Genomic DNA, 21,549 nt, shown 5'->3' with positions numbered 1-21,549 from the left:
TTTCTCAAATGATTCACGCAAAGACAAGCCAGGAGGATATGCCTGCATATCCATTTGGCGGCTGCCCACGAGGTATTTACTTAAATGAAACGATGGTTACGCCGGAATCCCCTTCGCCAAAGGCGCCAAGCCGGAATTCCTTTACATACTTTAACTTCTTTAAGTGCTTGTGCACCGCATTTTTTAAAGCTCCCGTTCCACGGCCATGTACCACACGCACCTGGGGAAGGTGGGCCAGATAGGCATCGTCTAAGTATTTGTCCAGCTGGGGAATGGCTTCATCCGTGGTCATTCCGATCAAGTTAATCTCCGGAGAGATGGAAAAGGATTTGGACATACGTGTGGAACTGCTTCCGCTTCCTGATTTCTTGGAATTGTTTGTAGCGGGAGTGGAAACAGACTCTTCGCCCAGAAGCTCTAAATCCGAAAGGTTGACCAGTGAACGGAGAATCCCCATCTGCACGTACAAATCGCCTTTTGCATTGGGAAGAGAGCTGACAGTCCCGTTTAAGTTCATGCTTAAGACTTTTACGCCGTCTCCCAGCTTAAGATTTTTGGGATCGATCCGCTTTCCAGGCTGTTTTTTCTCGTTTTTTAAGGAAAGGGAAGAATCCACATCCTGAAGCTTGCTTCTTAACTTGCTTCTCTGTTCTTCCAGCTCCTTGCTCACGCCTGAATCTGCGGCCAGCTTGTTAATATTCCGTATGGTCTGATCTGCCGTATCCTTGGCATCCCGGAGGATACTCTGGGCCTCCTCTTTGGCCGCCCGTATCATCTGATCCCGGCGTTCATCAAGCCGTTCTTCCTTCTGGGTCAGACGGGCTTTTAGCTGTTCTACCTCCTGCTTATAGGAGGCGATCTGGATCCGTTCCTTTTCAATGGTGACACGGTTTTCTTCCAGATGGGTCAAAAGATCCTCAAAGTTTTCATCCTTTGCCTGAAGGTTGTTTTTTGCATCTTCAATAATATAATCAGGAAGTCCCAGCTTTTTGGAAATGGCAAAGGCGTTGCTCTTGCCCGGCACACCGATTAAAAGGCGGTAGGTGGGCCTAAGAGTCTCTACGTTAAACTCACAGCAGGCATTTTCCACGCCTGGGGTTGTGAGGGCAAACACCTTTAGCTCACTGTAATGAGTAGTGGCCATGGTGCGGCATTTCATATTGTGAAGAAATGACAGGATGGAGATGGCAAGGGCCGCTCCTTCCGTTGGATCGGTTCCAGCCCCAAGCTCGTCAAACAGGCAGAGAGAATTGCTGTCTGCCTGGCCCAGGATCTGGACAATGTTGGTCATATGGGCGGAAAAAGTACTTAAACTCTGCTCAATGCTCTGTTCATCTCCGATATCTGCAAACACTTCATCAAACACAGCCAGCTGGGAACCGTCAAAAGCCGGAATATGAAGGCCGGACTGTCCCATGAGAGTGAATAAGCCCACTGTCTTTATGGAAACTGTTTTTCCTCCTGTATTTGGTCCGGTTACGATTAACAGATTAAAGTCCCGGCCCAGATGGATGCTGATGGGAACCACCTTGGCTGGGTCAAGAAGGGGATGACGTCCATCCTTAATGTTTATGATCCTTTTTGTGTTAAATACCGGTTCGCTTGCATTGTAATGTTTGGATAAGGCGGCTTTTGCAAAAATGAAATCCAGTTTGGTCAGAATTTCAAAATTCATACCCAGCTCCTCAAGATAGGGAGCCAGCTGGTTGCTTAAATCGGCCAGGATCATTTCGATCTCTTTTTGTTCCTGGATTTCCAGGGCCCTTAAGTCATTATTAAGCTTTACGATGGCCATTGGTTCGATAAAGAGTGTGGAACCGGTGGAGGACTGGTCATGAACCATGCCTGATACCTGGGATTTATGCTCGGATTTCACCGGGAGACAGTAACGTCCATCTCTCATGGTGATCACCGCGTCCTGTAGATAGGTCCGGTTGGAGTTTAATATGGAGTTTAACTGAGTATGGATCTTATCATTAATAGAACGCATGGAGCGCCTTACATGATGAAGTCCCGGGCTGGCGTCATCGCTGACCTCCTCTTCGGAGAGGATGCAGCGTTTGATTTCCGTGTTGACCGGGGTTAAGGGTTCCAGCATCCGGAAGAATTCTTCCAGTGAGTCGTCCGGCAGCTCAGAGTCCTCATGACGTCCGTAGGCTTTTACCCGGGCTGAGGCGGTGAGAAGGGAACTGATGGAAAGAATCTCCACGATTCCAAGAGAGCTTCCTACGTCCAGGCGCTTTATGGAAGGCCGTATGTCCTTAATTCCCCCAAAAGAGATGCCGCCTTTTTGGCGCACTCTTGTAGCGGCATCGGTCGTCTCGCTCTGGGATCTCACGATCTCCTGGTAGTCCGTTGATGGGACCAGATTCCGGCACAGCGTCTTGCCTGAATCGCTGGAAGCGTATTCCGCAAGCTGTGCAATGATTTTATGATATTCTAAAGTTTTTAATGATTTCTGATTCATATATTATTCCTTGTTTATTCTGCTTTCTTTGCATTGTGGTCCGGTGATGATGGTATCTGTTACAGTATAGCATATATGGGACAAAAACTGCAATCCTCAGGTTGTTTTTCATGCTATGGAGATAATTATAATGTTTCTGGATTTATAGAAATTATTCTTTAAGTACCCGGATAGAGTCTCATTTCTGTAGGTTTTTCTTGCATTAAGGGGCGAACAACCTTATAATAGTATTTAGGTCTTCTGCAAAGGAGGGTAAGTATGCCGGAAAATAACGGGCCAGATGATAGAAAGACGGAGCCCCGTCGGTTTATCAATGAAAAGATAGTGAGACAGCCCATGTCAAAAAGGGATATGCTAAAAAGGACTTTGGGCCTTTTTGCGACTGCGGTTATTTTCGGAATTGTTGCAGCTGTTACATTTGCCATATCCCGACCTGTAGCTGAAAGATTTTTTGCAAAAGGATCCACCAGTGAAAGCATTCCTGTAACCATACCAAAGGATGATCCAGAAACAGCGCCTTCCGAGACTGAAACAGAGTCTGCGGCTGAGACAGAACCGATAGAGGATATTTTAAAGTCCGCCATGGAGAAATATCCGTTTTCAGTAGATGATTTAAATACCCTATATGGAAACTTAAGGTCACTTGTCCAAAAGGCGGACAAGGGGATCGTAACGGTTCATTCCGTAAAGACCCAGACAGACTGGTTTAACAACCCTGTGGAAAACTCCGGCCTGTTTTCGGGAGTGATCATCGCTTCCACAAACCAGGAGCTTCTTGTGCTGACACCAGATGGAGCGGTGGAGGATGCGGAGGCGATCCGTGTGGCATTTTCCGACGGGACAGAGGTCCAGGGGACCATTAAGCAGACCGATAAGCTTTCCGGAATGGCTATCGTAAGCATTTCTACGGCGGATCTTGGAAGGGCTTTGTTAGAGGAAATAAAGGCCATTGAGCTGGGAAATTCCTATTCCGTGAAGCAGGGTGATTTAGTTGTGGCCGTTGGCGGTCCTGCCGGAATGGTCCATTCTGTTGGATATGGATTTATATCTTATATAACGAAAAATGTGCAGATTACCGATGGTATGACGCGCATCCTTTATTCTGATGTGAAGGGGAATGCCGGGACCGGCACGTTTATCATGAACACATCAGGCCAAATCATCGGCTGGGTAACGGATGAACATAAGAATGACGGCAGTAAGGATATGACGGCAGCCATGGCCATATCCGACTATAAGAGTATTCTGGAAAAGATGAGCAATGGCGTGTCATACCCATACTTTGGAATTAAGGGACAGGAAGTAAGCGCCGTCATGAATAGCAACGGTATGCCACTTGGGGTATACGTAGTTGATGTGAATGCAGATAGCCCTGCCTACAATGCCGGGATCCAGTGCGGCGATATCATAAGGACTATGGGAGATGAAACCATTGTAACCATGAAGGACTTTCAGTCAATCCTTGAAGATTCCAATCCAGGAGATGTGATACCTGTGAGTGTTTCCCGCAATGGAAGGGAAGAATATAAAGAGATACAGTATCAGGTAACCATTGGAGCCAGGTAATCTTCCTGGCTTCCGTGTTGCCTGGGGTTAAGAATGTGGAGGAAAACAATGAGGTATGTAGAATCATTCCGTGAGGGAATGCATGTGTCAGATGTGTATTTATGCAAAAATAAGCAGATTGCCCTTACGAAGTCAGGAAAAGAATATGGAAACCTGATTCTTCAGGACAAGACCGGAACAGTGGATGCAAAAATCTGGGATCTGGGATCTCCGGGAATCGGGAATTTTGAAACTCTGGATTATGTATACATAGATGCAGATGTGACCGTTTTCCAGAATTCCAATCAGTTGAATATTAAACGGATCCGGAAAGCGGATGAGGGTGAATTTACACCTGGCGATTATTTACCGGTTTCCTCTAAAAATATCGGGCTTATGTATGAAGAGTTTCTGGGCTTTATCCGGGCAATTAAAAACCCCTATTTAAAAAAGCTGTCGGAAAGCTTTTTTGTAGAGGATGCTGCTTTTGCAAAGGCATTTCAGTTTCACTCTGCGGCAAAAAGTGTTCACCACGGCTTTGTGGGCGGACTTTTGGAGCATACCTTAAGCGTTGTAAAGCTGTGTGATTATTACGCCGGCTATTACCCGTACATTAACCGGGATTTACTCATCACCGCTGCCATGTTCCATGACATCGGAAAAACCAGGGAGCTTTCCATATTTCCGGAAAACGACTATACCGATGACGGGCAGCTTTTGGGCCACATCATCATTGGAACAGAAATGGTGGGAGAGAGGATCCGGACGATTGCAGGCTTTCCGGAAAAGACGGCCTCCGAGCTGAAACACTGCATTCTGGCCCATCATGGGGAGCTGGAATACGGTTCTCCTAAAAAACCGGCTTTGATTGAGGCGCTGGCTTTGAATTTCGCAGATAATACGGATGCCAAGTTGGAGACCATGATCGAGGTGTTAAAGGGCGCAGGAGACAACAATGGCTGGCTGGGTTTTAACAGGCTGATGGAAAGCAATATACGTAAGACATCGGAATAACATAGGAAAGGCGTATCAGGAATTTTTGAAATCCTGATGGGCCTTTTCTTTTTATGGAAATGTCTGATTTAGGAGGAGAAGGAAATTTTAGAATTTCTTTCGTTTTCTGTGTCACTCCATTTAAGATTGCTTTCGTATCCTTAAATTGAAGTAAAAAGGGAGAAATTGTGGTATCATAAATTGGGATACTGCAGGCAGCATGCCCTATCACTTGCCAGGTAACATCTTAAGGGTATATCTTTTGCCCAAAAACCGGGCAGGAATGGGAAAAGGAGAGAGAACATGGAAGCAAACCACATCTTATTGGTAGAGGATGATAAAGAGATCAGAGAAGGAATCGTGATTTATTTGAGAAGCCAGGGATACGAGGTATTCCAGGCGGCGGACGGTGTGGAAGGCCTTAAGGTTTTAGAGCGGGAAGAGATCCATCTGGCTATTGTGGATGTGATGATGCCCCGAATGGATGGTATTACTATGACCGTAAAATTAAGAGAGACTCATGATTTTCCTGTGATCATCCTGTCGGCAAAGTCTGAGGAAGTGGATAAGATCATGGGGCTTAATATCGGCGCCGATGATTATGTTGCAAAGCCATTTACGCCCATGGAGCTGTTGGCAAGGGTAAATTCCCAGCTCAGGCGCTATAAAAAATATATGGATATGCTGGAAGCAAAGGAGCAGAGGGAGAAAAGCAATGTTTATTCCATCGGAGGGCTGGAGCTGAATGAGGATACGGTGGAAGTGACCGTTGATGAAAAGCCGGTGAAGCTGACTCCCATTGAATTTAAGATTTTGGCTCTTCTTATGAAAAACCCGGGAAGAGTATTCTCGGCAGAAGAGATTTATGAGCGGGTCTGGAATGAACGGGCCATTAATACCGATACGATCATGGTTCATGTAAGGAAAATCAGGGAAAAGATCGAGATCAACCCGAAGGAGCCAAAATATTTAAAGGTGGTGTGGGGCGTTGGATATAAAATTGAGAAACAGGCATAGGATCAGCGCATTTCTGGCATTGATCGTCATTTTGTCGGCAGCATCCGTCATGGTGGGGCTTTATCCGTTTTTTAAAAATGAATCAGCCAGGTACGAGGAGCCTGTTTATGGGCAGGATGCGTTTCTTAAGCATCTGGTGCTGGGCAATTATGTGCTTTATCTGGAACAGGCCCAGTATGATCAGGGCAGTGTTATATCTCCCTTCCAGTTCTATTTCCCCCTGGCAGAGGAAGAATTAAAGAATGGTGTGAACAGCCAGACGGCAGTCTCGGAAGGAGAGCCGGACGTCATGGAAGGAGTGGATACCATTGCCGTCGCCGGAGAGGAATCAAGTGGATTTTCTGACCAGGAGGAGCGCTATGATTATTTAAAGGAGCTGCGTCAAAACTGTGTCCGGGAATATGAATCCTGGAGCCGGAATTTTAATGGCATAAGAAATTACGTGGATTATCAGATCCTTGATGGGAATGGCAAAGTTTTGGCTGATCATGCAGGAGGCCGCTCCATTGGAGGAAGCGGTGAATATACGTTTAAGGCAGAGCTTCGTTATGATGATCTGGGGCGTATGCAGGCCGGGGCCGTAAGCGGAGAAAATACGGTCAGGCTTATGAATACCCTGGGGATGTTAGGAGACAAGGACCCCATGAGTGATTACTATTGGGAACAGTATCGTTATGAGACGGATTTAAAACTGAAAAACCCAAGAAATGTTACCTTCGCTTATGGAATGAGGGCACAGCAGATTGCTGCATATGAAGAGGAGAGAGAAACTGTCTGGAATGCCTATAATTACTCAGGCAGTGTTTCCAGGATCTTTTTGGGCCTGGTCTGCGCCGTAGCGATTGCAGCCTTTTTCCTCTCCTGTTTTGATCCGGGCCTGCCGGAGTGCAGCAGGATTTTACGAACGCCTTTTGAGATCGTTGCGGGAATAATCTGCGGCGGCGTATTTTTTGGTACAGGGCTTACAAATCTCGTGGCAGTGACAAACCGGGGAGATTTGTATGACGCTCTTATGCGGGCCAATTTCCTGCCGCTGGTGGCGGGGGTCATGATAAAGCTCTGGAACATGATGTGGTGGTCCATCCCTTTTGCCATCGTCTACTGGGCGGTTCTATGCGTGCGCGATGTCATTCATATCGGTTTGAAGCGTTACCTTCATGAACGGACTCTGTGCGGCTGGTTTTGTCAATGGGTGAGAAACCTTTGCCGTAAAGTTTATAATTTTGTAGGGAATATCAACCTGCAGGAACGGTCAGACCGGACCATTTTCCGGATCGTGGGAGTGAACTTTATCATCCTGTCTGTTCTTTGCAGCCTGTGGTTTTTCGGAATCGGTGCTTTGATACTTTATTCTATCATTTTGTTTATTGTGATGAGAAAGTATTACAGGGATTTAAGTGACAAATACCAGATCCTTTTAAGAGTCACAAACCAGATCGCAGAGGGCAATCTGGAGGTCGCCATAGAAGAAGACTTAAGTGTGTTTGAGCCATTTAAGAAGGAGATCCAGAAGATACAAAGCGGGTTCAAGGTGGCAGTCGGCGAGGAAGTAAAAAGCCAGAAGCTTAAGACGGATTTGATCAGCAATATGTCCCATGATCTGAAAACTCCTTTGACGGCGATTATAACTTATGTAAACCTCTTAAGGGATGACCAGGCGACGCCGGAGCAAAGGAAGGCCTATATAGATATACTGGAACAGAAATCAATGCGTTTGAAAGCACTTATTGAGGACCTGTTTGAAATCAGCAAGGCTAACAGCAACAATGTGACGCTGAATCTGGAGGATGTGGATATTGTCAGCCTGTTAAAGGAGGTCAGCCTGGAGCTTAGTGATAAAATAGAGGAATCTACCATAGATTTCAGGTGGAATTTACCGGATGAAAAGATCGTTCTTCCTCTGGACAGCCAGAAGACCTACCGGATATTTGATAATTTATTGACGAATATTATTAAATATGCAATGCCTTATACCAGAGCTTATATTGATATGAAGAAGGAAGGAGACTATGTGGTCACTACTTTGAAGAATGTTTCGGCTGCAGAGCTTACCTTTAATCCGGATGAAATAACCGAAAGGTTTGTCAGGGGAGACCAGTCCCGGAACACGGAAGGCTCCGGCCTTGGAATGGCGATTGCGAAAAGCTTTGTAGAGCTGCAGAACGGCAGGCTTCAGATAGAAGTGGAGGCAGACTTATTCCGGGTGATCATCCGGTGGCCTATTTCACAGGATTGATTTTTGAATGGAAGGAGTCAGGCGCAAAAAATGTATGTATTTTCTGAATTTGGCGAATGATGAAAGAGTTAGATGCCCTGCAGCTTGCTGCAGGGTATTTGACTATGGCTGGAAAAAGAATGGAATCTGTGGTTAATCTTCTTGAAAAGGGAGAAGGAACTGTTTATACTATATGTAAACACACCAGTGTACCGGCAGACGGGTGCTAAGAATGGGTAATACCTTTTGGGTATACCTTTACACCCGAACGTAGGGAAGAAAATTAGGAAAGAGAGGGTTACGGTTATGATAATACAGAGCAGACGGGTCTGGATTGCAGGGCAGTTCATCCCGGCACAGCTACAGGTGGAAGATGAAAAGATTAAGGCAGTCCATGAGTATGGTGAGATGGCGGCAGATCAGGATTACGGGGATGACAGGATTGTTCCGGGATTTATTGACATCCATACCCATGGGGCTTATGGATTTGATACCAACGACGGTGAACCGGAAGGGCTGCGGGAATGGATGAGGCGGATACCGGAAGAGGGAGTGACCTCTATCCTTCCGACCACAGTGACCCAGATGCCGGATGTGCTGACTAAGGCGGTTGCCAACGTGGCAGCTGTGGCGGAAAGCGGATACGAAGGCGCGGAGATCCTTGGAATTCATTTTGAAGGGCCTTATTTGGATATGAAATATAAAGGTGCTCAGCCGCCGGAGGCGATTGCTACCGCTTCTGTAACGCAGTTTAAAGAGTATCAGGAAGCGGCGAAGGGTTTGATTAAATATATTACCCTTGCACCGGAGCATGATGAGGGATTCACCCTGACAAGGTATTGTAAGGATACCGGAGTGGTAGTGAGTATGGGGCACTCGTCTGCAACCTATGAGCAGGCACTTATGGGGATCGCAAATGGGGCGACCTCTATGACTCATGTGTATAATGGCATGACACCTTATCATCACAGGAATCCGGGGCTGGTAGGAGCTGCGTTTAGGGTGAGGGATATTTATGGCGAAATCATTTGTGATGGGTGCCATTCTCATTTGGCAGCGCTTAATAATTATTATGCGATTAAGGGTAGGGATCATGCGATTATGATTACGGATTCTCTTTGCCCTAAGCATTGCCCTGTTGGTATGGATTTTCAGCTGGGGGGGCATAGTATTGAGATTAGGGAGAACGGCCTTGCTTATCTGAAAGGAACGGATACGATTTCGGGTAGTACGCTTAAGGCGAATAAGGGGCTGAAGATTCTGGTGGAAGAGGCTATGGTTCCTTTTGATTCGGCACTGAATTCCTGTACGATTAATCCGGCTAAGTGCTTGGGAGTTGATGATAGGAAGGGTAGACTGGTTGCGGGGTATGATGCGGACTTTGTGGTTCTTCGGGATGATTATGATGTGGTTCAGACTTATTGTAGGGGTGGGGCGATGTTGTAGTAAAAGATTGAGTTTGATTGTGTGGCCCGCGGGTCCGCAGTGCTCAAGCTCGAATCCGCTGCGCTCCTTCTCGCTTGACGGCTGGCAACCTATGTCCTCAAAATCAAAAGCACCCACAAGAATGCAAGCATTCTTGTGGGTGCTTTCGTTTTTAAGGACGCACTGCTCGTAGCTTTACAATATCCGTACATTCTTCAAAGCTCCTGTCTTTGAAAATTCTGTCCATTCACAAACATTTACGGCATGATCACCGATGCGCTCTAAATATTTTGCCACCATTAACAGATCAATGCATTGATCAATATGCTCAGTGGATTGCTTTAATAAATCTACTACATCATTTTTTACCTTATCGAATAATTCATCAACGACATCATCCTGCTTTTCGATCTGATTTGCAATCTCCAAATCCTGGTTTATAAAGGCTTCGATGGAGCAGCGGACCATTTCGCGGGCGGCTGAGGCCATGGAGGGGATGTGGCGGACTACATGGTAAACGTGTTCGCCCTTTATTCGCAGGATGAGCTCGGCGATGTCGGAAGCATGGTCGCCGATACGCTCTAAGTCCGTAACTACCTTTAAAGCGCTGGAAACCACTCTTAAGTCTCCTGCAACAGGCTGCTGGCGTAAGATGATGGAGAGGCAGCGGGCCTCGATGGAGCGCTCTAAATCGTTGATGGTACGGTCTCCTTTTATAATATCCTCTGCCTTCTCAAAATCCTGGTCTTCAAATGCTATAAAGCATTCTTCAATGGAGGTTTCTACCATACGCCCCATTTCTTTTATGTCATGGTTTAATTGGCTTAATTCATGTTCATAATTAACTCTCGTTGTCATTTTCCGTTCTCCTTATTTGTTCTATCAATAAAATGGATCAGCCGAAGCGTCCGGTGATATAGTCTTCGGTTCTTTTGTCATTAGGTGTAGTGAAAAGATCGGTTGTGGTAGCGTATTCCACCACCTCTCCAACAAGGAAAAAGGCGGTATAATCAGCGATTCTGGTTGCCTGCTGCATGTTGTGGGTAACGATTGCAACCGTGTACTTTTCTTTCAGCTCATCCATCAGGTCTTCGATTTTTAAGGTGGAGATAGGGTCTAATGCAGAGGTGGGTTCATCCATAAGCAGTATCTCAGGTTCAACTGCCAGGGCGCGGGCGATACAAAGGCGCTGCTGCTGGCCGCCGGAAAGGCCGAGGGCTGACTTCTTTAAACGGTCGGACACCTCATCCCAGAGCGCTGCCCCTTTTAAGCTTTTTTCTACAATGGCGTCGAGCTCGGATTTATTCTTTATGCCATGGATTCTCGGGCCGTATGCCACATTGTCATAAATGCTCATTGGAAACGGGTTGGGCTGCTGAAATACCATGCCTATTTTTTTTCGTAAAAGGGTGGTGTCGACCCGTGGATCATAGATGTTCTCTCCGTCTAAAAGAACTTCTCCTTCTATTCTTACGCTTGGAACAAGGTCGTTCATTCGGTTTAATGTTTTTAAGTAGGTGGATTTTCCACATCCGGAAGGGCCGATAAATGCCGTAATTTTATTTGTAAAGAGATTTAGGTTTACATCCTTAAGGGCATGGTTCGTTCCATAGTATAAATTTAAATTGTTGGTTGAAATTTTTACTGTATTGGTATTCACGATTCTTTGACCTCCGTATTGAATTTATGAGACAGATATTTTGCAAGTCCGTTTATTGCCAGTACGATGACCAGAAGAACAACGGCAATTCCGAAGGCCTGGCCATATTTGGCCTTTTGCATGCATAAGTAAAGCTGAATCGTCAGGGTACCGCCGGATTCGAAGATCTTACCGAAAAAGTCCTTAGGAAGAAGATAACCGCTTCCTGCCGTAAAGAGAAGGGCAGCGGACTCTCCCACGATACGTCCGATGGCCAGAATGATTCCGGTCACAATGCCTGGCATGGCGCTGGGAAGCAGGATGGTCCGGATCATGTACCATTTGGTCGCACCGATGCCCAGGGCGCCGAAGCGGTAGCTCTCCGGAACGGTTTTTAAGGCTTCCTGGGTGGTCCTGGTAATAAGGGGAAGAACCATGATGGATAAGGTTAAAGCGCCGGTAAGAATGGAATAACCAAGGCCCAGGGTGATACCAAAAAATACATAGCCAAAGAGGCCGAAGATAATGGAGGGGATACCCGCCAGGGTCTCTGTAGTGAACTCAATGATGCGGATTACCTTTCCGCCCTTTGCATATTCGTTTAAGTAAATGGCTGCGCCAACGCCCAGTGGAGTGGCAATTAACAGGGTAATGACCACCACATATAGGGTGTTTACAATATTTCCGACGATACCAAAGGTTCCTCTGATCGTACTTGGCACAGTGGTCAGAAATTCCCAGCTGATTTGGGGAACGCCACGGACAAACACATAGCCCATGATCCCAATGAGGACCAGAATGGAGATGGAAGCGCATAAGTAAATAAGAACCGTTAAGACAGAATCGGAGGTCCGGTTTTTCCGGTTATAAATGCTATGTGTTACTGCAGAATCTTTTTGAACAGGAATAACGATATCATTTGTCATGGCTTTCCTCTCCTTTCTTTAACAGGTTGTTAAGCGTAATGTTAATGAGTATGATAAAGGCAAACAGGATAAGGCCTATGGTAAAAAGCACCTGTTTGTGGAGTCCGGCGGAATAAGACATCTCCGATACGATCGCAGTAGTAAGGAAACGGACCGAGTTAAATGGAAGAGGTATATTTACCGAACTTCCGGACACCAGGCTTATGGCCATTGCCTCACCGATGGCCCGGCCTGTTCCAAGGACAATTGCGGTAATGATACCGGACTTTGCAGCCGGAAGGACCGCATTGAAAATCGTCTGGATCTTGGTGGCTCCAAGAGCCAGGGAAGCGCTTCTAAGGTGCTGTGGAACAGCACGGAGCGCTGATTCGCTGATGTTGATAACCGTAGGAAGAATCATTAAGGCCAGCACTAAAACAGCGGAGATCAGATTCGCGCCTCCGGTAAACTGGTGGGTGGCGGATCCTGCAAATATTTTTAACTCAAGCTTATACATCAAAGGGTTTAAAATCAGGATTCCAAGCAAACCATAGATAACAGAAGGAATGCCGGCTAACAGTTCTACTGCCGGTCGCACGATATTGGTAAGCCTTACAGGGGCTACTTCAGCCAGGAAAACGGCAGTCATAACGCCAATGGGAACGCCGATCAGAATCGCCAATGCTGTTCCCACGATGGAGGTCAGAATAACATATAGGATGCCAAAGCTTGGAGAAGCAGCTTCCGGCATCCAGATGGTTCCGAATAAAATATCCAGTATCCCCACCTTAAAAAGTGCTGGCGTGCCGCTTATGATCATGTACAAACTGATAGAGGCCACAGCCAAAACGGCAAAGAAGCCGCAGATAGTAAAGATAACCTCTGCAGCATGCTCAACACCTGATTTACTTCCGTGGCCACCAAATATGGAATAAGACTTTGGTCGCATATAACAGCTCCTTTCAAGTACGGGGACGTAGCATAACTGTCTGGCTGCGTCCCCTGTAAATATTATCGTTATGCAGTATAAGAAGAGTTAGTTTTCAATTAGTTTGCCGGGATTAAACCAACAGCTTTTACTAATTCTTTTCCTTCATCAGAATGGATATAGTCGAACAATGCTTTCACCAGATCGCTCTGCTCTGATACCTCTCCTTTGGTAGCCATAACGAATGGACGGCTTAAGATGTAAGAACCAGCCTTAATGTTTTCCGGAGTAGGTTCTTTGTCTTCCAGCTTCAGGGTCTTTACGGTGTCATCAAGAACGTCAAGAGATACATAACCAATGGCGCCTGGAGTGGAAGCGGCCTTTGCCATAACTGCACCGGTGCTGTCCAGCTCATTGCTGTATTTGCAGGCATCTTCCAGCTTTAACAGCTCTTCAAAAGCAGTTCTTGTACCGGAACCGGACTCACGTCCAATGACAACGATCGGCTGATCTGCTCCGCCTAAGTCCTTCCAGTTAGTAGTTGTGCCATTGTAAATACTGATCAGCTGATCTTTCGTTAAATTGTTAACGGCATTGGCAGAATCAGAGACAACTGCGATACCATCAATTGCAACGATATTTTCAACGACACCCTTTGCTTTTTCTTCATCTTTTAAATTACGGGAAGAGTTACCGATATCTGCAGAACCATTGGTAACTGCTTCGATTCCTGCGCCGGATCCTACAAATTCGGCCTGTACGGTAACACTCGGATATTTTTCCATAAAAACTTCACTTAATGCGGTTGCGAATTTCTCCATAGAGGTAGAACCAACCATGCTGATAGAGCCATTTAAATTAGCAGCTGTATCTTCTTTTGTGGTTGTCCCACTTGTAGTGCCAGCCTCGGTTTTGGTATCAGGAGCCTGTGTTTCAGCATTTTTGCTGCCGCAGCCAGCTAAAGTTCCCATTGTAAGAACTGCCATTCCAGCTAATGCAATTGCCTTAACAAAATTTTTTTTCATATTTTACTTTCTCCTCTTTTCTCTTTTAAATTGCTTTCGCTTACATCATGGAGTATATCAGCCGGAAGGTTTTTCCGATATCATGTTTTAGTATAGAAATCGTAAAGGTTGTGTAAAGCCTGCCGGCTCTCTTTTTTCTTATTAATAGTATCTGCAGGATGGGAAGACGAAATTCCTCTATTTTGGATAAGAATCAAAATCAGCATTGAAAAAGCTGTCATAATTACAAAAAACAGCCTTTCCTTTGCAAAAAATAGCGGGATGGACTGGACAGAACAGGAGGAAATATGGTAAATTGGAACGTGCGCTTATTTTATAGTAGAAATATAAAAATCATTCCGTAATTTAAGAACGGATACAAAGGATACAAGACAGGAGGGCGTATTCATGGGAGCATATCAACTGAAAGTCACGATCAAAGGCAGCAAGCCGCCGATTTGGAGAAGGGTTCTGGTACCGCAAGGGATAACCTTTGGAAAGTTGCACCAGATGATTCAGACAGCATTCTGCTGGTCCGATGAGCACCTGTATGAATTTGAATTCCGTTCTGAAGGGGTTCGGGTAGTTCCGGGGACAGAGAATTGGTCCCAGAAATTTCAATACCTTTTAGGTGATGAAACCATTGACAGTCTGGTATCCGGTACCGGCAAATTTACATATACCTACGGCCTTGACAAAAACTGGGAATTAAATATCCAGGTGGAAGATGTGGCGGCTGATTATAAGGAAAGCTGTGGTCAGGTTGTAAAATTCAAAGGAGATTGTGTCCCGGAAAACTGCGGAAGCATCGCCGGGTACTATAAACTTTTGGAGTCGGATTCAAAAGAGCTGAAAGAATATGACATGTCTGCTGTCAATAAATTACTGAACCAGGGTTCTGATCATGCATCCGAAGAAGTTCATATAGCAGATATATATGACTGCTATGATAAAAGCAGCATCCTTGAGATTGCAAAAAGACACGGCATGGGCGGGCTTTCCAAATTAAAAAAGGAAGAGCTGGCGGAACGGACCATAGCTCATATTCTGGAACAGAAGGTAATGAGCCGTTATTTCCTTTGCGCCCGTAATTCGGAAATCAGATTATTTGAGCAAGTGGCAGCAGATGATTTCCAGGTGCCATCCTTTGAAGCAGGAGAAATGGATTTTCTTTACGCCGGAGGCTATGTAACTGCTGGACCTGATAATCATTTTATGGTTGCTGAAGAAGTAATAAAAGCATATGAAGAGGTAAAGACACAGGAATTTAAGGAAGAGCGTGAACGTCTCAGCACAATCGGAGACTATCTCCGTGCAGCAAATTCCTTATATGCCGTCACTCCCCCGCTGGTTCTGTTAGAAGCCTTTAATAAATATGAAGATAAGAAGCTTTCCTTAGAGGAACTGTTACATGCCTATGAGCTTCTTCATTCATACCGTCCTGCCGTCAGATACGTTGATGGAAACTTTGTGGATGGAGCGCTGGAAGAGCAAAAGGACATTGAAGAACTGCAGCAGATGCAGAAAAAAGTGCCTTATTATATTCCCACCCAGATGGAAATCCGTTTCATGGCGGACAATGAGGGCTTTTTAATGACCGGAGAATTAAGCTGTCTGAGCAAATTTCTGACGGATGAAATGAACGTTCCGGATGAAAGGGTTCCATATTTGCTGCGCCAGGTGCAGGCTGAGATCAGCATGGGAGGACAGCTTCAGGAAGTTGTGGAAGGAATAGAGGCTGCCGGGATCATTTTTGAATCAGAAGAGCATTTGGAAAAGTTCACAAGCATTATCACAGATGTATGGAATCACACCAGGATGGTGTTAAACAGAGGTCACAAGCCATATGAAATGGTAATGAAGGGCTTAGAGAGAGTATCTGCCCAGCGCAAGAATCCTCTGAAAATCTATCCAAACGATCCTTGTTCCTGCGGAAGCGGAAAAAAATATAAGAAATGCTGCGGAAAAAAAAGCAAATAAAAAAATAAAGCACCAAATAAAAAGAAAGACCGTGTTAGAATTATTGTGGAAAAGGTACAATTATCTCATGAAAATCAGGAGATGATTGTACCTTTTTTGTTTTGAAGAAGGAAATAGGAGGAAAACAAGATGAAAGCGCTGATTGTAGACGAAACAGGAAAACTGTCCGTAGAGGAAATTGAAAAGCCAGACTATGGTCCGTGTCAGGCACTGGTAAAGCTGGAAAGCTGCGGCGTGTGCAATGGAACGGATATGAAGCTGATTCATGGCACATTTAAAAATTTCCTGTCTTATCCGGCCATTCTGGGTCACGAAGGAGTTGGAAGAGTGGTGGAGACGGGTGCGCAGGCGGAACATCTGCATGTAGGAGACCTGGTACTTCTGCCGTTTCTGGAAAAAGAAACAGCGGGGTATACGCCGGGCTGGGGAGCTTATGCAGAATATGCAGTAGTAGGAGATGCCCAGAGCTACATCCGTCATGGCATGGGACCGGGAACTCCGGAATGGAGCGAAGCCTATTTAGCCCAGACGGTACTCCGTCCTGAGGATCAGGTGGATGCAGTTGGCGCTTCCATGATCATTACCTTCCGTGAGGTTCTAAGTGCGATCCGCCGGTTCGGCTGCCAGCCCAATGAGACAGCTCTGGTACTTGGGGCAGGGCCGGTAGGATTGTGCTTTACCAGATTTTTAAAGCTGCTGGGGTTAAGGACCGTGATCACCACGGATATTGCAGATGCAAAAGTGGAAGAGGCAAAGAGGATGGGAGCAGATTATAGCTTTAATACGGCTGCCTGTGACATCGGAGAGGAAGTAAAAAGGCTGATTCCGGATGGTGTGGATTATGTGGTGGATGCAGTGGGAATCAATGCTCTCATTAACCAGGCAATGCCCCTGGTAAAATATAATGGAAAAATCTGCTGTTATGGAATATCTCCCAAGCTAAATATGGAATTGGACTGGAGTCAGGCTCCTTATAACTGGACCCTTCAATTCGTCCAGTGGCCCAGCAAAAAGGAAGAGGGAGAGGCCCACTCCCAGATTATGGCCTGGATCAATCAGGGAGTCCTTAAACCCATGGATTTTATATCCCATGTAATTCCCTTTGAACAGTGTCTGGAGGCCTTTAAACTGGTGGAGGCCAGAGAGCCCGGCACTAAAAAGATCGTAATTAAATTTTAAGGAGGAAAAAGATGATGAGAGAGAGCCGGTTATTTTGTGTATTGCCTGACTATGTGTGCACCCCGGATGGCATGGCCGTAGACCGCCATGGGAATCTGGTGCTTTCCTGTCCCAATTATGCAGAGGATGACATGTCCGGTTGTGTGGTGAGGATTGACCGGGAAGGAAATGTGAAAAAGTGGTTTGATGTTCCGGTGCATCCGGAAACTGGAGTTGCCAGGAACATGGGTATTGCCTTTGATGAGGAATGGAACGTGTATCTTTGCGATAACCAGGGCTGGAGTGAACGCGAAGATCTTATTTTCAAAGGCAGGATCTTAAAAGTGGCAGTAGATGAAGAGGGTAATATTTTAAAGACCACGGTGGTGGCGGATCATATGGAGCATCCAAATGGCATCAGAATCCGGGATGGTTTTATGTACGTTACCCAGAGTTATCTTCATCCGGTAAAACGGCCCGACGGGAAACTGGTAAGCTGCGTATACCGCTTCGGCCTGGAGGAAGAAGGAATACATATAACCAATACGCTGGAGGACAGACATATTTTTGCAACCTTTATTACACAGAATCCGGATTGCCAGTACGGAGCGGATGGAATCGTATTTGATAAGGAAGGAAACCTCTATGTGGGTAATTTCGGAGACGGAACTGTTTACCGGATTACCTTTCATGAGGATGGAAGCTTAAAGGAGAACCAGGTATTTGCCCGGAATCCCGCAGAGCTTCAGAGCACAGACGGAATGTTCTTTGACGAAGAGGGAAATCTCTATATCGCTGATTTCAGCGCCAATGCCATAGCAAAGGTGGATCCTGACGGAAGTGTGGAGAGAATTGCCCAAAGCCCAGACTGCACCGGAGTGGATGGAGGCCTGGACCAGCCGGGAGAGCCGATTGTATGGGATGGAAAAATCATTGCTTCCTGTTTTGACTTAGTGACAGGGCCTGACAAGGTAAATAAAAAGCATGAGATGCCGGCCACGCTGGTGGAGCTGTCTTTATAAGGAGGAACCTATGAAACAGTATATATTAGCCCATGACTTAGGGACCAGCGGAAACAAGGCCACCCTATACCATACAGACGGCAGGATGGCGGCAAGCTGCGTCCATGAATACCCTGCCTATTATCCGGCACCTGGCTGGGTGGAGCAGGATCCGGAGGATTGGTGGAAGGCGGTTTGCAGCTCGACCAGAGAGCTTCTTGAAAAATCCGGAATTTCAGCCGGAGAGATCGAAGTGGTTTCCTTCAGCGCCCAGATGATGGGGTGTCTTCCGGTGGACGTTCAGGGAAAGCCTCTGCGGCCTATGATCATCTGGGCAGATACCAGGGCAGGGAAAGAGGAGGCTTTCATGAAGGAACGGATCGGGATGGAGCGTGGCTACGAAATCACAGGCCACAGGCTCAGCGCGTCCTATTCCGCAGCCAAGCTTCTCTGGATCCGGAATCACGAGCCTGAAGTCTATCATAAATGCAGATGGATGCTTCAGGCCAAAGATTATATCATTTTCCGTCTGACCGGAAATATTGTGACTGATTACAGCGATGCTTCCGGCACAAATCTTTTTGATATCAGGAAAAAGTGCTGGTCAGAGGAAATCCTCAGCGCTCTGGATATAGACCCGGCGATTTTGCCGGAACCTCATCCCTCCACCGATATAGGGGGCCGGGTGACAGGAGAGGCGGCAGAGCTTACCGGGCTTTTGGAAGGAACTCCGGTGGTCATCGGAGGTGGGGACGGAAGCTGTGCCTGTGCAGGAGCCGGGGTGGTAGAAGAGGGAAGTGCCTATCATGTGCTCGGCTCCTCTTCCTGGATCTCCATGGCTTCCAAAACACCCTATTTTGACCCGGAGCTTAGAACCTTTAACTGGGTGCACTTAGACCCGGAGCTTTATACGCCGTGCGGAACCATGCAGGCAGCGGGATATTCCTACAACTGGTATAAGAGAACCCTTTGCCAGATGGAAACAAAGGAGGCTGAGGAAACTGGAATAAGCCCTTATGAACGGATCAATGAAGGAGTTAAGAAGGCGGAACCGGGAGCCGGAGGGGTTATCTATCTGCCTTATATACTGGGAGAGCGGTCGCCCAGATGGGATGCTGACGTCAGAGGGGCTTTTTTAGGGATGTCTGTTACCACTACAAAAGAGGACTTGTCCAGGGCGGTTCTAGAGGGTGTGAGCTATAATTTGAGAATGATTCTGGAAAGCTTAAAACAGGGAAGAGCCATCAATGATTTAAGGGTGATCGGCGGCGGGGCCAAGGGAGAAGCCTGGCTTCAGATATTAGCAGATATTTTCCAGATGCCTTTAAACGTTCCGGTTTATTTAGAGGAGGCCACCAGCCTGGGCGCGGCGGTCTGCGCCGGAGTCGGTGTGGGGATCTATCCTGATTTTTCGGCAGTAAAGAGGATCAATCCTGTTGTGCGGGAAATTTTGCCACGAAAATCCCTGGCAGGCCGTTATGATAAATTATATACAATTTTTAACCAGGCTTATGAAGGCTTAAAGGAAGTGAACCGGGGATTGGGAGAATACCGGATGGAGATGGAAAAGGAGGCGGGCAGGTGATGGACAGAGCAGAACAGATCAGAAAAGGCGCATTGGCCCTTCTCTCCATGCAGCGCCATTCCTGGGAGCAGGGAACTGCAATGCAGGCATTTCTGGAAATGGGCGAGATGGAGGTCGTGACAGCCATGGCCAGAGAGGCGGTATACAGAAGGATGGAGGATGGCCGGGCTGCCACGATCGGAGTAACGGATGGCGTGACAGATCCCTGTTCCGTGGGAGAAGCCCTGCTGGCTGCCTGCCGCACCTGCGGGGATCCTCTCCTGGAGGAAGGTCTTTCGGCTCTGCTTTCCTGGACTCTTGAGAAAGCACCCAGAAATGAAGAAGGGATTCTTTACCATCTGACCACCAGCCGCCAGTTCTGGGTGGATTCCATGTATATGCTTCCGCCGTTTCTGGCAGCTGCAGGATATTATGAGGAGGCCATCCGGCAGGCGGAGGGCTACTGGAATGCCCTTTATGATGAGAAGGCAGCCCTGATGTGCCATATGTGGGATGATGAAAAAAAGGAATATGTGAGGGCAGCCCACTGGGGCAGCGGAAATGGCTGGGCCATGGCCGGCTTAGCAAGGCTTCTGCATCTGATTCCGGAAAGCGGATATGAGCGGCAGCGGGAAATGATAAGAAAGCGGGTAAAGAAACTGCTGGATGGAGTACTTTTCCATGTAAGGGAGGATGGGCTGTTCCATGATGTAGTAGATGATCCTTCTTCCTTTGTGGAAACAAATTTATCCCAGATGACTGCATATACCATCTACCGGGGGCTTAAGGAGGGCTGGCTTTCCAGCCCTGGCTGTAAGGAACAGGCAGACCGTCTTCGGAGAGCGGCAGAAGGGCAGATGGATCCCCAGGGCTTTGTACGGGGAGTCTGCGGCGCACCGGGCTTTGACAGACCGGGCTTTTCTCCGGAAGGGCAGGCATTTTTCCTTTTGATGGAGCAGGCTTATATGGATTATGAGAAAGGCTGAGGGAAAGATGAAGACAGTATTCATAACAGGAGCAGACCGGGGACTGGGCTTTGCCCTTTGTGAGGAGTTTTTAAAGAAAGACTTTTTTGTGCTGGCAGGACAGTATATGGAGGAATGGCCCTGGCTTTCCCGGTTAAAGGAGGCCTGGCCGGGACGTTTGGAGCTTTTGTCTTTGGATATCGGATCGGATGAATCCATTGCCCGGGCATTTGAAACTGCCGGAAGCCATACTGCGGTCATAGATCTGCTGATCCATAACGCCGGCGTGGCCTGGCAGGAACAGGATATGGGGAGTGAGACTGATTTAGAAAAGAACTTAAGAATGTTTAACATTAACAGCCTTGGTCCGCTGTGCCTAACCCGTAGATTCCTTCCGCTTATGGAGGAGGGAATGCGGAAAATCTGCTTTGTGTCCTCGGAGGCAGGAAGCATCGGCGTGGCTCATCGTAAGGATATGACAGGCTACTGCATGTCAAAAACAGCTCTCAACATGGCTGGAAGAATCCTTCATAACGATTTGGGAAAACGGGGCTATGGAATCTATTTATACCATCCGGGTTGGATGCGCACTTATATGGAAGGGGCTGAACCTATGAAAGGAGAACTGGAGCCATCCCAGTCGGCAGAGTCTGCATTTTCTTATTTCACAGGAGAGAAACCCTCTTGTCTACAGGTTGTGGATGTATACGGACGGGCATGGTGCTTTTAAACGGAAGGAGGTG

At 46.9% G+C, this 21,549-nt stretch carries 18 protein-coding genes; 12 read left to right on the top strand and 6 right to left on the bottom strand.

All coding sequences use genetic code 11. The features are described 5' to 3' along the window. Positions 1 to 76: 76 nt before the first annotated feature. Positions 77 to 2,467: an endonuclease MutS2 gene (locus AC27IJ_RS25270; RefSeq protein ID WP_487151337.1), complete on the bottom strand. Its 2,391-nt coding sequence runs from the start codon at positions 2,465 to 2,467 to the stop codon at positions 77 to 79. 258 nt (positions 2,468 to 2,725) lie between these two features. Here AC27IJ_RS25270 and AC27IJ_RS25265 point away from each other — a divergent pair, with 258 nt between their 5' ends. From AC27IJ_RS25265 to nagA, 6 genes are all read left to right on the top strand, one after another. After that, positions 2,726 to 4,033 (top strand): S1C family serine protease, encoded by a 1,308-nt coding sequence (locus AC27IJ_RS25265; protein WP_312443957.1) that lies wholly within the window; start codon positions 2,726 to 2,728, stop codon positions 4,031 to 4,033. A gap of 48 nt (positions 4,034 to 4,081) precedes the next feature. Further along, positions 4,082 to 5,026, top strand: a complete 945-nt coding sequence (locus tag AC27IJ_RS25260) for a 3'-5' exoribonuclease YhaM family protein (RefSeq protein ID WP_313152012.1) — start codon at positions 4,082 to 4,084, stop codon at positions 5,024 to 5,026. 282 nt (positions 5,027 to 5,308) lie between these two features. After that, positions 5,309 to 6,022 carry a response regulator transcription factor gene (locus AC27IJ_RS25255; protein WP_312443961.1) on the top strand — a complete coding sequence of 238 codons (714 nt, stop codon included), beginning with the start codon at positions 5,309 to 5,311 and terminating at the stop codon, positions 6,020 to 6,022. Continuing rightward, complete coding sequence (locus AC27IJ_RS25250) at positions 5,994 to 8,258, top strand: sensor histidine kinase (protein ID WP_487151333.1); 2,265 nt, start codon at positions 5,994 to 5,996, stop codon at positions 8,256 to 8,258. Before AC27IJ_RS25255 ends, AC27IJ_RS25250 begins: the two co-directional genes overlap by 29 nt. 56 nt (positions 8,259 to 8,314) lie before the next feature. Next, a complete protein-coding gene (locus tag AC27IJ_RS25245) occupies positions 8,315 to 8,467 on the top strand; it encodes a hypothetical protein (protein ID WP_312443963.1) in 153 nt (50 codons plus the stop codon). Positions 8,468 to 8,543: 76 nt separating this feature from the next. After that, a complete protein-coding gene (nagA, locus tag AC27IJ_RS25240; protein ID WP_312503106.1) occupies positions 8,544 to 9,683 on the top strand; it encodes an N-acetylglucosamine-6-phosphate deacetylase in 1,140 nt (379 codons plus the stop codon). A 174-nt stretch (positions 9,684 to 9,857) separates the two neighbouring features. Here nagA and phoU read toward each other — a convergent pair whose 3' ends face one another. The 5 genes from phoU to AC27IJ_RS25215 form a co-directional block, all read right to left on the bottom strand. Continuing rightward, on the bottom strand, positions 9,858 to 10,520 hold the full coding sequence (gene phoU, locus AC27IJ_RS25235; protein ID WP_312443966.1) for a phosphate signaling complex protein PhoU: 663 nt from the start codon (positions 10,518 to 10,520) through the stop codon (positions 9,858 to 9,860). A 37-nt stretch (positions 10,521 to 10,557) separates the two neighbouring features. Continuing rightward, positions 10,558 to 11,322 carry a phosphate ABC transporter ATP-binding protein PstB gene (gene pstB, locus AC27IJ_RS25230; protein WP_312443967.1) on the bottom strand — a complete coding sequence of 255 codons (765 nt, stop codon included), beginning with the start codon at positions 11,320 to 11,322 and terminating at the stop codon, positions 10,558 to 10,560. Then, positions 11,319 to 12,227, bottom strand: coding sequence for a phosphate ABC transporter permease PstA (pstA, locus tag AC27IJ_RS25225; RefSeq protein WP_312443969.1), 909 nt, complete (start codon positions 12,225 to 12,227; stop codon positions 11,319 to 11,321). Before pstA ends, pstB begins: the two co-directional genes overlap by 4 nt. Next, positions 12,217 to 13,155 carry a phosphate ABC transporter permease subunit PstC gene (pstC, locus tag AC27IJ_RS25220; RefSeq protein WP_487151329.1) on the bottom strand — a complete coding sequence of 313 codons (939 nt, stop codon included), beginning with the start codon at positions 13,153 to 13,155 and terminating at the stop codon, positions 12,217 to 12,219. Before pstC ends, pstA begins: the two co-directional genes overlap by 11 nt. Positions 13,156 to 13,253: 98 nt before the next feature. Continuing rightward, positions 13,254 to 14,159: a phosphate ABC transporter substrate-binding protein gene (locus tag AC27IJ_RS25215; protein ID WP_487151327.1), complete on the bottom strand. Its 906-nt coding sequence runs from the start codon at positions 14,157 to 14,159 to the stop codon at positions 13,254 to 13,256. 387 nt (positions 14,160 to 14,546) lie between these two features. On the opposite strand from AC27IJ_RS25215, the gene AC27IJ_RS25210 reads away from it, so the two are divergent. The 6 genes from AC27IJ_RS25210 to AC27IJ_RS25185 all read left to right on the top strand — a co-directional run bounded on the left by AC27IJ_RS25210 (position 14,547) and on the right by AC27IJ_RS25185 (position 21,536). Beyond that, the gene (locus AC27IJ_RS25210) at positions 14,547 to 16,118 is read left to right on the top strand and encodes a plasmid pRiA4b ORF-3 family protein (RefSeq protein ID WP_487151325.1); all 1,572 of its coding nucleotides are present in this window, start codon (positions 14,547 to 14,549) and stop codon (positions 16,116 to 16,118) included. A gap of 129 nt (positions 16,119 to 16,247) precedes the next feature. Then, positions 16,248 to 17,297 (top strand): zinc-dependent alcohol dehydrogenase, encoded by a 1,050-nt coding sequence (locus AC27IJ_RS25205; protein ID WP_487151323.1) that lies wholly within the window; start codon positions 16,248 to 16,250, stop codon positions 17,295 to 17,297. 11 nt (positions 17,298 to 17,308) lie between these two features. Continuing rightward, positions 17,309 to 18,298 (top strand): SMP-30/gluconolactonase/LRE family protein, encoded by a 990-nt coding sequence (locus AC27IJ_RS25200; protein ID WP_487151321.1) that lies wholly within the window; start codon positions 17,309 to 17,311, stop codon positions 18,296 to 18,298. 10 nt (positions 18,299 to 18,308) lie between these two features. After that, the gene (xylB, locus tag AC27IJ_RS25195; protein WP_487151319.1) at positions 18,309 to 19,862 is read left to right on the top strand and encodes a xylulokinase; all 1,554 of its coding nucleotides are present in this window, start codon (positions 18,309 to 18,311) and stop codon (positions 19,860 to 19,862) included. Further along, positions 19,862 to 20,827, top strand: coding sequence for a glycoside hydrolase family 88 protein (locus tag AC27IJ_RS25190; protein WP_312444003.1), 966 nt, complete (start codon positions 19,862 to 19,864; stop codon positions 20,825 to 20,827). The genes xylB and AC27IJ_RS25190 overlap by 1 nt, the downstream gene beginning before the upstream one ends. Then, on the top strand, positions 20,814 to 21,536 hold the full coding sequence (locus AC27IJ_RS25185; protein ID WP_487151317.1) for an SDR family NAD(P)-dependent oxidoreductase: 723 nt from the start codon (positions 20,814 to 20,816) through the stop codon (positions 21,534 to 21,536). The genes AC27IJ_RS25190 and AC27IJ_RS25185 overlap by 14 nt, the downstream gene beginning before the upstream one ends. Positions 21,537 to 21,549: the final 13 nt, after the last annotated feature.

The organism is Lacrimispora sp. YZC11 (assembly GCF_057543815.1).
The sequence above is the reverse complement of the archived record's forward strand: the minus strand, read 5'-3'. Positions and strand labels throughout refer to the sequence as shown.

What these genes read in the sequence shown, in the direction of transcription:
- AC27IJ_RS25200 (WP_487151321.1), top strand. Translation starts at nt 17,309, where the DNA reads ATGATGAGAGAGAGCCGGTTATTTTGTGTATTGCCTGACTATGTGTGC.
- AC27IJ_RS25185 (WP_487151317.1), top strand. Translation starts at nt 20,814, where the DNA reads ATGAGAAAGGCTGAGGGAAAGATGAAGACAGTATTCATAACAGGAGCA.
- AC27IJ_RS25260 (WP_313152012.1), top strand. Translation starts at nt 4,082, where the DNA reads ATGAGGTATGTAGAATCATTCCGTGAGGGAATGCATGTGTCAGATGTG.
- AC27IJ_RS25205 (WP_487151323.1), top strand. Translation starts at nt 16,248, where the DNA reads ATGAAAGCGCTGATTGTAGACGAAACAGGAAAACTGTCCGTAGAGGAA.
- AC27IJ_RS25210 (WP_487151325.1), top strand. Translation starts at nt 14,547, where the DNA reads ATGGGAGCATATCAACTGAAAGTCACGATCAAAGGCAGCAAGCCGCCG.
- AC27IJ_RS25190 (WP_312444003.1), top strand. Translation starts at nt 19,862, where the DNA reads ATGGACAGAGCAGAACAGATCAGAAAAGGCGCATTGGCCCTTCTCTCC.
- AC27IJ_RS25245 (WP_312443963.1), top strand. Translation starts at nt 8,315, where the DNA reads ATGATGAAAGAGTTAGATGCCCTGCAGCTTGCTGCAGGGTATTTGACT.
- xylB (WP_487151319.1), top strand. Translation starts at nt 18,309, where the DNA reads ATGAAACAGTATATATTAGCCCATGACTTAGGGACCAGCGGAAACAAG.
- phoU (WP_312443966.1), bottom strand. Translation starts at nt 10,520, where the DNA reads ATGACAACGAGAGTTAATTATGAACATGAATTAAGCCAATTAAACCAT.
- AC27IJ_RS25215 (WP_487151327.1), bottom strand. Translation starts at nt 14,159, where the DNA reads ATGAAAAAAAATTTTGTTAAGGCAATTGCATTAGCTGGAATGGCAGTT.
- pstC (WP_487151329.1), bottom strand. Translation starts at nt 13,155, where the DNA reads ATGCGACCAAAGTCTTATTCCATATTTGGTGGCCACGGAAGTAAATCA.
- AC27IJ_RS25265 (WP_312443957.1), top strand. Translation starts at nt 2,726, where the DNA reads ATGCCGGAAAATAACGGGCCAGATGATAGAAAGACGGAGCCCCGTCGG.
- nagA (WP_312503106.1), top strand. Translation starts at nt 8,544, where the DNA reads ATGATAATACAGAGCAGACGGGTCTGGATTGCAGGGCAGTTCATCCCG.
- AC27IJ_RS25255 (WP_312443961.1), top strand. Translation starts at nt 5,309, where the DNA reads ATGGAAGCAAACCACATCTTATTGGTAGAGGATGATAAAGAGATCAGA.
- pstA (WP_312443969.1), bottom strand. Translation starts at nt 12,227, where the DNA reads ATGACAAATGATATCGTTATTCCTGTTCAAAAAGATTCTGCAGTAACA.
- AC27IJ_RS25270 (WP_487151337.1), bottom strand. Translation starts at nt 2,467, where the DNA reads ATGAATCAGAAATCATTAAAAACTTTAGAATATCATAAAATCATTGCA.